12 protein-coding genes are annotated in these 12,547 nt (G+C 75.0%); 3 read left to right on the top strand and 9 right to left on the bottom strand.

The features are described 5' to 3' along the window. The 8 genes from C5507_RS10825 to C5507_RS10790 all read right to left on the bottom strand — a co-directional run. Positions 1-1,015, bottom strand: a 1,015-nt coding sequence (locus C5507_RS10825) for an SRPBCC family protein (protein WP_211295513.1), incomplete at its 3' end; no start/stop codon positions are given. Positions 1,016-1,105: 90 nt separating this feature from the next. Then, the gene (locus C5507_RS10820) at positions 1,106-1,963 is read right to left on the bottom strand and encodes an FAD binding domain-containing protein (RefSeq protein WP_104528525.1); all 858 of its coding nucleotides are present in this window, start codon (positions 1,961-1,963) and stop codon (positions 1,106-1,108) included. Beyond that, entirely contained in the window at positions 1,960-4,443 is a 2,484-nt protein-coding gene (locus tag C5507_RS10815; RefSeq protein WP_104528524.1) for a xanthine dehydrogenase family protein molybdopterin-binding subunit, read from the bottom strand. Before C5507_RS10815 ends, C5507_RS10820 begins: the two co-directional genes overlap by 4 nt. Continuing rightward, positions 4,440-4,985 (bottom strand): (2Fe-2S)-binding protein, encoded by a 546-nt coding sequence (locus C5507_RS10810; protein WP_104528523.1) that lies wholly within the window; start codon positions 4,983-4,985, stop codon positions 4,440-4,442. The genes C5507_RS10815 and C5507_RS10810 overlap by 4 nt, the downstream gene beginning before the upstream one ends. A 113-nt stretch (positions 4,986-5,098) precedes the next feature. After that, positions 5,099-6,421, bottom strand: coding sequence for an MFS transporter (locus C5507_RS10805; RefSeq protein ID WP_242611224.1), 1,323 nt, complete (start codon positions 6,419-6,421; stop codon positions 5,099-5,101). Further along, positions 6,408-7,679: a multidrug effflux MFS transporter gene (locus C5507_RS10800; RefSeq protein ID WP_104528539.1), complete on the bottom strand. Its 1,272-nt coding sequence runs from the start codon at positions 7,677-7,679 to the stop codon at positions 6,408-6,410. Before C5507_RS10800 ends, C5507_RS10805 begins: the two co-directional genes overlap by 14 nt. A 136-nt stretch (positions 7,680-7,815) precedes the next feature. Next, on the bottom strand, positions 7,816-9,231 hold the full coding sequence (gene mftF, locus C5507_RS10795; RefSeq protein WP_207225869.1) for a mycofactocin biosynthesis glycosyltransferase MftF: 1,416 nt from the start codon (positions 9,229-9,231) through the stop codon (positions 7,816-7,818). After that, positions 9,228-9,782 (bottom strand): cysteine hydrolase family protein, encoded by a 555-nt coding sequence (locus tag C5507_RS10790; protein ID WP_104528522.1) that lies wholly within the window; start codon positions 9,780-9,782, stop codon positions 9,228-9,230. The genes mftF and C5507_RS10790 overlap by 4 nt, the downstream gene beginning before the upstream one ends. 140 nt (positions 9,783-9,922) lie before the next feature. On the opposite strand from C5507_RS10790, the gene C5507_RS10785 reads away from it, so the two are divergent. Then, a complete protein-coding gene (locus C5507_RS10785; protein WP_104528521.1) occupies positions 9,923-10,915 on the top strand; it encodes an iron-siderophore ABC transporter substrate-binding protein in 993 nt (330 codons plus the stop codon). A gap of 3 nt (positions 10,916-10,918) precedes the next feature. Here C5507_RS10785 and mftE read toward each other — a convergent pair whose 3' ends face one another. Then, positions 10,919-11,614, bottom strand: coding sequence for a mycofactocin biosynthesis peptidyl-dipeptidase MftE (gene mftE / locus C5507_RS10780; protein ID WP_104528520.1), 696 nt, complete (start codon positions 11,612-11,614; stop codon positions 10,919-10,921). A 38-nt stretch (positions 11,615-11,652) separates the two neighbouring features. Between mftE and C5507_RS10775 the strand changes: the two genes are divergently transcribed. Together C5507_RS10775 and C5507_RS10770 are read left to right on the top strand one after the other, a co-directional pair. Next, entirely contained in the window at positions 11,653-12,027 is a 375-nt protein-coding gene (locus C5507_RS10775) for a YchJ family protein (protein ID WP_104528519.1), read from the top strand. 39 nt (positions 12,028-12,066) lie between these two features. Next, positions 12,067-12,546 carry a pyridoxamine 5'-phosphate oxidase family protein gene (locus C5507_RS10770; RefSeq protein WP_104528537.1) on the top strand — a complete coding sequence of 160 codons (480 nt, stop codon included), beginning with the start codon at positions 12,067-12,069 and terminating at the stop codon, positions 12,544-12,546. Position 12,547: the final 1 nt, after the last annotated feature.

Raw genomic sequence — 12,547 nt, 5'->3', positions numbered from 1 at the left:
CGGGCGGCGCCGTGGGGCCCTTGGGCGGCGTGCTCGGCGCCTTGCCGGCGGGCGCGGTGTCCTTGCCGGCGGGCGCGGTGTCCTTGCCGGCGGGCGCGGTGTCCTTGCCGGCGGGCGCGGTGTCCTTGCCGGCGGGCGCAGTGTCCTTGCCGGCGGGCGCAGTGTCCTCGGCGGCGCCGTTCCCGGTGCCCGCCGCCGCATCCGCAGGAGCGGGCACCGCCGTCACGGGCGCCGTCGCCTTCTTGGCAGCGGCGGTCTTCCCGGGCGTCGTCCTGGCCGGCGTGGCCTTCGCAGCCGCTGCCTTGGTGGCCGCGGCCTTGGCCGGGCTCCCGGACACCTCCGCCGGGTCGTCCGTGCCGGCGACCTTGTCGGTGGTGGCCGCCGCCGCCTTCTTCGTCGCGGCCGCAGCCTTCTTGACCGCCTTGCCCGCCCCGCTGTCACCGGCCGCCTGCTCCGCGGACGCGGCGATCTCCTCCACCGCGCCGCTCGCCGTCGCGACCGCCTTGACCGCCGGCGTCTCGGCCGCCGTGCCCGCCCGTGCGCTCGCCCGCTCGGCGTCGCCCTGCGCGTCGCCCTCGCCCAGCTGGGCGGCGAGCTTGTCGGCGAACTGGCCGAGCAGCTTGTTGCCGACGTCGGTCATCACCCCGCGGCCGAACTGCGCGGGCCGGCCGGTGATGTTCAGGTCGGTGAGGACGTCGACCTGCGTCACCGAGCCCTCCGCCCGGAGCACCGCCGTCACGGTCGCCGCGGCCGTGCCGTTGCCCCGCTGGTCCTTGCCCCGCGCGTCGATGACCGCCCGGTGCGCGGCCTCGTCCTTCTCGATGAACGACGCCTTGCCCTGGTAGGTCAGGTTGATCGGCCCGAGCTTGACCTTCACGCGCCCGGTGAAGTCGTCGCCGTCGACGGAGTCCAGCGCCGCGCCGGGCATGCAGGGGGCGATCCGCTCGATGTCGAGCAGCACCCGCCACGCCTCGTCTACGGGCACCGGGACGGTGAACGAGTTCTCCAGCTGCACGACAGACCTCCTGGTGACGGACTGGAACGGCCTCCGTGCAGGGACCCGGCACGAGCCTGCGAGTGCTGGGGGGCACGGGGGTCCTTCAAGCTACAGCCCAGCGGCGGCCGTCACCGCCCGGCGCGTCAGCACGGTCGCCAGGTGCTGCCGGTAGTCGGCCTGCGCGTTCAGGTCGCTGCTCGGTTCGGTGCCCTCGGCCGCCCGCTGCGCGGCCGCCGCGACCGCCTCGGGCGTGGCCTCGGCGCCGGCCAGCGCCTCCTCCACCTGCCGCGCCCGCAGCGGTGTCGGCCCCATGTTGGTGAGCCCGACCCGCGCCTCGGCGATCCGGCCGTTCTCCCGCCTGACCACGGCGGCCACCGCCACGATCGACCAGGCCTGCGCCACGCGGTTGAACTTCTCGTACCGCATGCCCCAGGAGCCGGTGAGCTTCGGCACCCGCACCTCCACCAGCAGCTCGCCCTCCTCCACCGCCGTCGTCAGGTAGTCGACGAAGAACTCGGCGGCCGGCACCGTCCGCCGGCCCGACTGGCCGGCGATCACGAACTCGGCGTCCAGCGCCAGGGCGACGGCGGGCAGGTCGCCGGCCGGGTCCGCGTGCACCAGCGCCCCGCCGAACGTGCCGCGGTGGCGCACCTGCCGGTCGGCCACCGTGGCGGTGGCCTCGGCGACGAGCGGGGCGTGCTCGGCGATCAGCGGGTCGGAGAGGACGTCGGAGTGCGTCGTCATCGCCCCGATGACGATCGCGTCGCCGTCGTCCCGGACGCCGCGCAGCCCGGCCACCCGGCCGAGGTCGACGACGGTCTCCGGCGCGGCCAGCCGCAGCCGCATGACCGGGATGAGCGACTGCCCGCCGGCGAGGACCTTCACGTCCTCACCGCCGTCGGCGATGGCCTGCAGCGCCTCCTCCACCGTGGTGGGACGCACGTACTGGAACGGCGCGGGGATCACAGGGCACCTCCGGAGGTGGACGGGGCGTCGGTGGAGTCGACGGCCTGGGCGTTGGTCCGTGCGGTCGCCCGCTCGCCGCCGTCCCCGCCGTCGTGGAGGGCCCGCCAGACGCGTTCGGGTGTCAACGGCATGCGGATGTCGGTGACGCCCAGGTGCCGGACGGCGTCCAGCGCGGCGTTCACCACCGCCGGCGTGGAGGCGATGCAGCCCGCCTCGCCCACGCCCTTGGCGCCGATCGGGTTGCCCGGTGCGGCGTGCACCGTGTTGCCGGTGTCGAAGTGCGGCAGGTCGGAGGCCGCCGGCACCAGGTAGTCGACGAAGGTGCCGGTGGTGAGGTTGCCGTCGTCGTCGTACACGGCCTCCTCGTACAGCGCCTGCGCGATGCCTTGGGCCAGGCCGCCGTGCACCTGCCCCTCCACGATCAGCGGGTTCACGATCGTGCCGACGTCGTCGACGCAGGCGTACTTGCGGATCTTGACGAACCCGGTCTCGGTGTCGACCTCCATCGCGCACAGGTGCGTGCCGTGCGGGAAGGAGAAGTTCTCCGGGTCGAAGGTCGCCTCGGCGTCGATCGAGGGCTCGATGCCCTCCGGGTAGTCGTGCGCCGCGAAGATGGCCAGCGCGATCTCCTGGATGCCCAGGCCCGTGCCCGGCGTGCCGCGCACGGAGAACTTCCCGCCCGCGAACTCCAGGTCGTCCTCGCTGGCCTCGAGCAGGTGGGCGGCGATCTTCCGCGCCTTGGCGATCACCTTGTCCGCCGCCTTGACCACCGCCGAGCCGCCGACCACCAGGGACCGGGAGCCGTAGGTGTCCAGACCGCGGGAGGAGATGGCGGTGTCGCCGTGCAGCACCTCGACGTCCTCGAACGGGACGCCGAGGGAGTCGGCGACCAGCTGGCTCCACGCCGTCTCGTGGCCCTGGCCGTGCGGCGTCGAACCGGTGACCACCTCGACCTTGCCGGTGGGCAGCATGCGGATGGCCGCGTGCTCCCAGCCGCCGGCGCCGAAGGACAGCGAGCCGAGCACCCGGGAGGGGGCCAGGCCGCACATCTCGGTGAAGGTGGAGAAGCCGATGCCCAGCTGCACCGGGTCCCCGGACTCCCGCCGCCGCTGCTGCTCGGCGCGCAGCTCGTCGTAGCCGAGCAGCTGCAGCGCCTCCTGCGTCGCTGTCTCGTAGTCGCCGCTGTCGTAGGCGAGCCCCGCCACGGTGGTGAAGGGGAACTCCTCGGCGTTGATCCAGTTCTTGCGCCGCAGCTCCAGGGGGTCCATGCCGAGCTCGACGGCGAGCTCGTCCATGATCCGCTCGACGGCGAAGGTCGCTTCGGGCCGGCCCGCACCCCGGTAGGCGTCGGTGGGCACCTTGTTGGTGAACACGCCGTCGCACTCGAAGCGGTAGGCCGGGAACTTGTAGATGCCCGGGTACATGAAGGCGCCGAGGGCCGGGACGCCGGGCGTGATCAGCCGCAGGTAGGCGCCCATGTCGGCGAGCAGCCGGACGCGCAGGCCCTTGACGTTGCCCTCCCGGTCGGCTGCGACGTCCACGTACTGGATCTGGTCGCGGCCGTGGTGGGCGGTCATCAGCGACTCGCTGCGGGTCTCGGTCCACTTGACCGGCTTGCCGAGCCGCCGCGCGATCAGGAGGCAGAGGATCTCCTCCGGGTTGACCTGCAGCTTCCCGCCGAAGCCGCCGCCGACGTCGGGGGCGACCACGCGCAGCTTGTGCTCCGGGATGCCGGTGACCATCGCCGCCATCACGCGGAGGATGTGCGGGATCTGGGTCGCCGACCACATCGTGTAGTTGTCGCCCTGGGGCTGGACCACGACCGAGCGCGGCTCCATGAACGCCGGGATGAGCCGCTGCTGCACGAACCGGCGGCTGACCACGACGTCGGCGTCGGCGAACGCCTGGTCGGTGTCGGACCCGGTGCCCATCTCGCCGGCGTCGAAGACGAAGTGGTAGCTGGTGTTGGACTCCAGGTGGTCGTGGACGAGGTCGGCGCCGTCCTGGACGGCCTCCTCCATGTCCAGGACCACCGGCAGCGGCTCGTAGTCGATGTCGGCGAGCTCGACGGCGTCCTGGGCGGCGGCCTTGCTGCGCGCCACGATCACCGCCACGGCCTCGCCCACGTGGTTCACCTGGTCGACGGCGATCGACGGGTGGCCGGGGTTGACCATGTCGGGGGTGACCGGCCAGGCGCAGGGCAGCGAGCCCTGCTCCTCGGCGAGGTCCTGGCCGGTGTAGACGGCGATGACCCCGGGGGCCTCCCGCACGGCGCTGACGTCGACGTTCGTGATCCGCGCGTGGGCCACGGGCGAGCGGACGACGGCCAGGTGCAGCATCCCGGGCAGGACCATGTTGTCGGTCCACGTGGTCATCCCGGTGATCAGCCGCGCGTCCTCCTTGCGCCGCCGCGCCCTGCCGATCTCCGGCGCCGCGGCGTCGTCGGACGGGACGCCGGGGCGGTCCTCGACGGCGGTCATGCCTGCACCGCCACGTGCGGGGCGGCGGCGGTGTCGACGACGGCCGGGGAGACGTGCCCGTTCCGGGACCCACCGCCTCCGCCGCGCATCTCGGCGGCCGCGTGCCGGACGGCGCGGACGATGTTCTGGTAGCCGGTGCAGCGGCAGAGGTTGCCCTCGATGCCCTCGCGCACCTCGTCGTCGCTGGGGTCGGGGTTGTCCTCCAGCAGGTCGATCGAGGCCATGATCATGCCGGGCGTGCAGAAGCCGCACTGCAGCCCGTGCATCTCGTGGAACGCCTTCTGGACCGGGTGGAGCCCGTCCTGGCCCACGCCCTCGATGGTGGTGACCTCGCAGCCGTCGGCCTGGACGGCCAGCACGGTGCAGCTCTTCACCGCTTCGCCGTCCAGGTGCACGGTGCAGGCGCCGCAGTTGCTGGTGTCGCACCCGACGACGGTCCCGACCTTGCCGACCTGCTCGCGCAGGTAGTGCACCAGCAGGGTCCGCGGTTCGACGTCGTCGGTGTATGCAGCGCCGTCCACGCGCACGGTGATCGGGGTCATCTGTCCTCCGCCAGGCTTGCAGGGCTCGATGGCGCCCACGGTGAACCGTGGGTCCGATCCGGAGTCTGCACCCAGAGGAGTGACTCAGGCCACTCCCGTCCGCGCGGAAGTGCTCAGCGCCCGGCCGCGACCTGCACCGGAGCGGCCGCCGCCGCGGGGCGGGCGTCGGCGAGCGCCCGCAGCTCCCGCCGGCGCAGCACCGCCGAGGCGGTCAGGGCGAGCAGTCCGAGGACCGCCAGCCCCGCCCCCACGGGGCCGGGCGCGGTGTAGCCGTAGCCGGCGGCGATGACCACGCCGCCGATCCAGGCGCCGAGGGCGTTGGCGGCGTTGAGCGCGGAGTGGTTGAGCGCCGCACCGAGCATCTGCGCCTCCCCCGCCACCTCCATGAGCCGCATCTGCAGGCACACCACCAGGGCCGAGGCGCTCACCGCGAAGGCGAAGATGACCGCGAACACCGAGACCGGCGTGCGGGCGGCCAGCGGCACCAGGGCGAGCAGGACGCCGGTGACGACGTTGGCGCCCACCAGCGACCGGAACAGCGCGGCGTCGGCGAGCTTGCCGCCCAGCGCCGTCCCCACCACGCCACCGGCGCCGAACGCGAACAGCACCCAGGGGATCAGGCCGCGGGACAGCCCGGTCACCTCGGTGACCAGCGGGGCGATGTAGCTGTAGACGGCGAACATCCCGCCGAAGCCGACGACGCCGACCAGCAGCGTCAGCAGCACCTGCGGACGGCGGAGCGCGCCGAGCTCCGAGCGGACGGTGGCCGCGCGGTTGCCGGGCGCCCCCGGGACGACGGCGGTGACCGCGGCGACGGTGAGCGCGGCGATGACCACGACCGCCCAGTAGGCGCTGCGCCAGCCGTACTGCTGGCCCAGCCACGTCGCCGCCGGGACGCCCGCGACGTTGGCCAGCGCCAGCCCCAGCATCACCGAGCTGACCGCGCGCCCGCGCAGGTGGGGGGCGACCAGCGAGGCGGCGACGAGGGAGGCCACCCCGAAGTAGGCGCCGTGCGGCACCCCGGCGAGGAAGCGGGCCACCAGCAGCGACCCGTAGCCGGGCGCGACGGCGGTCAGCGCGTTGCCGACGAGGAAGGCGGCCATCAGACCGAGGAGCAGGCCGCGCCGGGGCAGCCGGGTGCCCAGCGCCGCGATCACCGGGGCGCCGACGACGACCCCCAGCGCGTACAGCGAGATGACGTGCCCGGCGGTGGGGATGTCGACGCCGATGCCCTCGGCGATGTCGGGCAGCAGGCCCATGGTGACGAACTCGGTGGTGCCGATGGCGAACCCGCCGAGGCCGAGCGCCACGACCGCGGCCACCAGCCGTCCCGCGCTCAGCGGCGGACGCTCGGCGAGCGGCAGGGCACGCACACCGCCGGAGCGGTCCTGGTCCGGCCCGGCCACGTCCGACCGCAGGGCGTCAGTGCCCGGCAACCGGCACCTCCTCGACGACCGGGAGCTGCCACGGCTTGACGACGGTGACCAGCACGACGATGGCCAGCACCAGCGCGGTCACCACCACCAGGCCGATCGCGACCGCGTCGTTGCCCAGCACCCCGACGACCGGCGAGACGACCGCCCCGACGCCGAACTGGATGGCGCCCAGCAGGGCCGCGGCGCTGCCGGCGGTCTCCCCGTGACGGGACAGGGCGAGGGCCGGCGCGTTGGGCAGCGCGAGCCCGCAGGCGAACAGGACCACCCACAGCGACCCGGTGACGGCGACCAGGCCACCGGTCCCCGTGCCCGCCAGGACGACGAGCGCCGCACCGGCCAGCGCACCGAGCACCGTGCCGGCCACCAGCAGCTGCTGGGGCGACCAGCGCCGCAGCAGCAGCGGGTTGAGCTGGGTGGCGGCGATGAGCCAGAAGGCGCCGGCGCCGAAGAGCAGCCCGAACTGCTGCTCGTCCAGGCCGAACTGGTCCTGGTAGACGAAGGAGGAGCCGGACACGTAGCTGAACAGCCCGGCCATGGTCAGGCCCGCGACGAGGACCAGCCCGACGTACGTGCGGTCGCGCAGCAGCCCCCGGTAGGTGCGCAGCGTGCCGCGGACGCCGCTGCTGCTGCGCCGCTCCGGCGGCAGGGTCTCGTGCAGCGTCGCCCAGCCGACGGCGAGCATGAGCAACCCGTAGGCGGCGAGCACCAGGAACACGCCCCGCCAGTCGGTGAAGCGGAGGAGCTCGCCGCCGATCGTGGGGGCGAGCACGGGTGCGGCACCGAGGACGAGGAACAGCCGGGAGAGCATCGTGGCCGCCGCCCGCCCGACGTACAGGTCGCGCACCACCGCCAGCGCGATCACCGCGCCGGCGGCCGCACCGACGCCCTGCAGCAGGCGCAGACCGCCGAGGACGGCGATGTTCGGGGCCACCAGGATCAGCAGCGAGGCCAGCACGTGCAGCGCGGTGCCGGCCAGCAGCGGGCCGCGGCGCCCGTAGGCGTCCGACAGCGGGCCGAGGACCAGCTGACCCAGGGCCAGGCCGATCAGGGTGCCGGTCAGCGTGAGCTGCACCGTGGCCGAGGTGGTGAGCAGGTCCTCGGTGATCGCGGGCAGCGCCGGCAGGTACATGTCGATGGTGAGCGGCCCGATGGCGACGAAGGCGCCGAGCGTGAGGGCGGTCCGGGCGGCCCCCGGGCGCTGGGCAGCGGCAGGGGCGGCCGGCGCGGCGGCGACCGGGCGGTCCTGGGTGGTGGTCACGGTCTTCCCGTCGATCGAGATGGAGCGGGACCCACGCTGGTCGAACCGCAGTACGAAGGGCGACAAGGCGCCGCCCGGCCCGTGCATTCCCGTTGGTTGCGGAGATCAAGCACCGTTCATCGACGCGGTCGACCGCTCAGCGGGGTGGCCGCACCGGGAGCAGTGCGCGCGCGTCGCGGGCGCGCAGCGCACCGCGCCAGAGCCCGACGCCGTACGCGAGGTCGTCCAGCCGCCGCGCCAGCACGGAACGGACCGGTCCCACCCTTCTCCGGAACGGCCACCAGGCGAGCACGCCGTCGGCCAGCGCGACGGCCAGCAGCCCGCGGCGCGCGCGGCGGGAGGCCAGCGCGGCCGCCAGCGCCAGGGGCCAGTGGTGCCGGGTGGCGGAACGGGCCAGGGACTGACCGGAGGCGGCCAGCCCGCGGACGGCGAGCAGGGCGGCCAGGCCCGCCGGCGTGCGCTCCCCGGGACGGCGCAGCCGCTGCGCGAGCCGGACCGCCGTCCCGCCGAGCAGCCCGAGGGCGACTCCCCGGCCCGCGCGTCCGCCGGCGAGCAGCAACCCCCAGGTGAGACCGGCCCCTGGCGCGACGACCAGCGGGGAGACCTTCGCCCCGTGCCGCCGGGCCAGGAGGGCGGCGCCGGTGCCGTAGAACGCGCGCCGGCGCAGCCACTCCCCCAGGACGGCGGGGTGCTCGTGTGCCACCTCCGCCGCGGGCTCGTAGCGGACCCGCCAGCCGGCGCCGACCAGCCGCCACACCAGGTCGACGTCCTCGGCCACCCGCAGGCCGGCGTCGAAGCCGCCGCCGAGCGCGGCCCGGCGCGCCAGCAGGGCCGCGCTGGGGACGTAGGACACCGCCGAGAGCGGGCGCACCGCCGCCGGGTGCGGCCCCATGTCCAGCGCCGAGGCGACGTCCTCGTACGGGCTCACCCAGCCCCGTGCCGCCCCGGGCAGCGGCACGATCCGCGGCGCGACGGCGGCCAGCGACGGATCGGCCAGGTGCGGCAGCAGCGCGGCCAGCCAGCCCGCGCGGGGGACGCAGTCGGAGTCGAGGAAGGCGACGAACGCCGTCGTCGCCGCGGCCAGACCGCTGTTGCGGGCCGCGGCCGGACCGCGGGCGGTGGGATGGCGCACGACCCGCACGCCGCCGGTCGCGGCCACCGGGTCCGCCGAGCCGTCGTCCACCACGACGACCGGCAGCTCCGCGGTCGCCCGGTCCGCGGCCAGGGCGGCGAGCAGCCGGGCCAGCGCGGCGGGGCGGTCGCGGACCGGCACGACGACGGTGACGTCGGGCTCCGGGAGCGGCCCGGGTTCCGGGTGGGCCAGCCCGGCGTCCAGGAGCCGGCCGGCCAGCTCCGCCGATCCAGCGTCGCGCACCAGGAGCCGGTCCACGGCCAGCAGCGCCCGGGCGCGCGGCGCGAGCCGGAGCAGCCGCAGCGGGGAGCCCCCGAGCAGGGTGGCGCCGCCGTCCCGCCGGCGGGTGCGCGGGTCGAGCCGGACGGCGAACCCGTCGGGCAGCCGCACCCCGGCCGGCGCCGACACCGGGCCCGTCACGCGCCGGCCAGGACCTCGGCGGTGGTCGCGAAGGACACCAGCGGCGCGTAGCCACGCATGACCTGCAGCGCGCGCTCGTGGTCCTCGTCGCTCGCGCCGGCGCAGGCGTCGGGAACCACCCGGACCCCCACGCCGGCGTCCGCGGCGGGCAGCACGGTGGACAGCACGCAGCACTCGGTGGCCACGCCGACGACGGTCAGCGGCCCCTGCCCGACGACCGCCGCGAGATCCGGGCCCCACTTGCCGAAGGAGGTCGCGTCGACCACCGGGTGCGCGCCGGGGTCCTCCACGAGCCGGTACAGGTCGGCGTCCGGGGGCTGCAGCGCGAAGTCGTACTGCTCGTAGTACTCCTTCCACGCCCCGACCGGCGCGGCGGGCGCCACGAACCGGGTCCAGACGACGCGGTCGCCGAACGCCCCGACCAGCTGCCGGATCTGCGGACGGATCTCGTCGAACCGCGGGGCGGTCCAGGGCGAGTCCTCGTCGCGGAACACGTTCTGCAGGTCGACGACGACCAGCCAGCCCTCCTGCGGTGCGGACCCGCCGCTCATCGATGCCACTCCTCGTTCCCGTCGCAGCCCACGGCGACACGCTGCCCGCACCCTAGCGACGGCTCCGGCCGCCCCGCCGACGGGAGCACGGGCGAGGCATGCTTAGGTCAGCCTTACCTGTGTTCGACCGAGGAGCAGTCATGACCGTCCGTCCCACCTTCCGCGCCGCCGCCGCACTCGCGGCCGCCGCCCTCGTCGCCGCCGGTTGCGGCTCGAGCGACGACGGCGGCTCGAGCACCGGGAACGCCGAGGGGGGCGCCGCCGGCGGCTTCCCGGTCACCGTGAGCACCGCCTTCGGCGACGTGACCGTCGACGAGGAGCCCGAGCGGGTGGTGGCACTGGGGTGGTCCGACGCCGAGACCGCGCTCGCCCTCGGGGTGCAGCCGGTGGGGGCCAGCGACTGGCTGGGCTTCGGCGGCGAGGGCGTGGGCCCCTGGGCCGAGGGCCGTTACGACGAGGCGCCGGAGATCATCGAGACGCTGGAGCCGAGCCTCGAGGCGATCGCGGCGCTGCAGCCCGACCTCATCCTGGACACCCGCTCCGCGGGTACGCAGGAGCGGCACGAGGCGCTGACGAAGATCGCCCCGACCATCAGCCAGCCCGAGGGCGTGGGGCCGTACCAGACCACGTGGCAGCAGCAGCTCGAGCTCGTCGGCCAGGCCCTGGGCCGCACCGACGAGGCCACCGAGCTGGCGGCCCAGGTGGAGCAGGACTTCGCCGACGCGGCGGCCGAGCACCCGGAGTTCGACGGCACCGAGGTCGCCGTCGCCGCCTTCACCTCCGCCGGCTACGGCGCCTACGTGCGCGGCGACTCCCGGGTGGAGTTCATGGAGCAGCTGGGTTTCGAGAACAAGCCCGCCATCCAGGAGCTGGCGACGGAGAACTTCTTCGTGCCGCTCAGCGAGGAGCAGGTGCCCCTGCTCGACGCCGAGCTGACCGTCGCCTTCCCGATCTTCGTGCAGGCGTCGGAGTTCACCGGCGGGCCGCTGTGGCAGACGCTGGACTCCGTGCAGTCCGGCCGCGCCGTCGTCCTGGAGGACGCCACCCTGGTCAGCGCCTTCTCCAGCGGCTCGCCGCTGGGCATCCGGTACGCGATCGAGAACGCCGTACCGCTGTTCGCCGACGCGCTCTGAGGCTCAGCCGCACAGGCGGCCGGTGGGGTCCACCCGCCAGGCCGCCTGCGCGGCGACCAGCCGGCCCACCAGGTCGGCCAGCAGCCGCTCCCCCGCCTCCGCGGTGGCCCCCGCCGGGTCCCCGAGGACACCGTTGGGGCTGACCGACCGCACGCCCCCCGCCCGCAGCCGCGGCAGCAGGTCGCCGATCGGGGCGGTCGCGCCGGCCACCGCCCGGTCCCCGCGCACCCCGTCCGGTTCCACGTGCAACATCAGCGACGTCTCGGTGCGGCCGGCGTGCGCGTCGCCGTCCGGGAAGCCGCAGGGGAACCAGGCGACCTCCCGCCCCTCCGCGCGCACCAGCGGGACCGCCGCCCGCAGCGCGTCGAGGTTGCCGCCGTGGCCGTTCACGATCAGCACGCGGCCGGCCCAGCGGCACGCCGAGCGCCCGTACTCGACGAGCAGCCCGGTCAGCGCCTCGGTGCCCAGCGAGATCGTGCCGGGGAAGCCCTCGTGCTCGCCGCTGGCTCCGTAGGCGAGCGCGGGGGCGAGCAGCGCGCCGTCCAGCTGCGCCACCGCGGCCTCGGCGACGGCGGTGGCGACGACGGTGTCCGTGGCCAGCGGCAGGTGCGGGCCGTGCTGCTCGACCGCGCCCAGGGGGACGACGAGCAACGACCCCGGAGGCAGGTCGGGGAAGGTCGCGGCGGCCAGGGAGGTCACCGCCGCACCCTAGGCGCGCCCGCAGGCAGACTCGGTCCGTGCCCCCACGTCGCTGCCCCTGCGGAACCGGACTGCCCTACGACGACTGCTGCGGTCCCCGCCACGACGGAGCGGCGGCGGCGACCGCCGAGCAGCTCATGCGCGCCCGGTACAGCGCCTTCGCCGTCGGCGACCCTGCCTATCTGCTGGCCACCTGGCACTCCACGACCCGGCCGGCGTCCCTGGAGCTCGACCCGGCGGTGCGCTGGACGGGCCTCGACGTGCTGCGCACGGCCGGGGGCGGGCTGCTCGAGCGCGAGGGCACGGTGGAGTTCCGGGCGCACTGGCGGACCAGCGAGGGGACGGGCGACCAGCACGAGGTGAGCCGGTTCGTGCGCGAGGACGGCGCCTGGCGGTACCTCGGCGCGCGGTGAGGCGTGTCGGTGGCGGCCGGGATGGGCACCGGGACGGGCATGAGCGCAGAGGACACCCGCAAGGTCGCCGAGCTGATCAAGGGGGAGCGCTTCGGCTTCCTCACCACCATCGCGCCCGGCGGCAAGCTGACCAGCCGGCCCATGACGCTGCAGGAGGTGGAGTTCGACGGTGACCTGTGGTTCTTCGCCGAGCGCGGCTCGCACCCGGTGGCGCACATCGCCGCCCAGCCGCAGGTCAACGTCGGCGTCGGATCGGGGGGCACCTGGGTGTCGCTCACCGGGCACGCCGTGGTGGTCGACGACCTCGCGAAGAAGAAGGAGCTGTGGAACAGCGGCGTCGAGGCGTGGTTCCCGAACGGCCCGGAGGACCCCGCCGTCGTGCTGATCAAGGTCGACGGCGACTCGGCGGAGTACTGGGACAGCCCCGGGGGCCGGCTCGCCACGGCCTTCAGCTTCGTGAAGGCCAAGGCGACCGGGGAGCGCATCGACGCCGGCGAGAACGAGAAGGTCGAGTTCTAGC

The sequence above is a fragment of the Blastococcus saxobsidens genome (genome assembly GCF_002938435.1).
Classification (GTDB): domain Bacteria; phylum Actinomycetota; class Actinomycetes; order Mycobacteriales; family Geodermatophilaceae; genus Blastococcus; species Blastococcus saxobsidens.
This window is presented reverse-complemented; position numbering and strand designations above follow the sequence as displayed.

What these genes read in the sequence shown, in the direction of transcription:
- C5507_RS10815 (WP_104528524.1), bottom strand. Translation starts at nt 4,443, where the DNA reads ATGACCGCCGTCGAGGACCGCCCCGGCGTCCCGTCCGACGACGCCGCG.
- C5507_RS10810 (WP_104528523.1), bottom strand. Translation starts at nt 4,985, where the DNA reads ATGACCCCGATCACCGTGCGCGTGGACGGCGCTGCATACACCGACGAC.
- C5507_RS10790 (WP_104528522.1), bottom strand. Translation starts at nt 9,782, where the DNA reads ATGAGCGGCGGGTCCGCACCGCAGGAGGGCTGGCTGGTCGTCGTCGAC.
- C5507_RS10785 (WP_104528521.1), top strand. Translation starts at nt 9,923, where the DNA reads ATGACCGTCCGTCCCACCTTCCGCGCCGCCGCCGCACTCGCGGCCGCC.
- C5507_RS10770 (WP_104528537.1), top strand. Translation starts at nt 12,067, where the DNA reads ATGAGCGCAGAGGACACCCGCAAGGTCGCCGAGCTGATCAAGGGGGAG.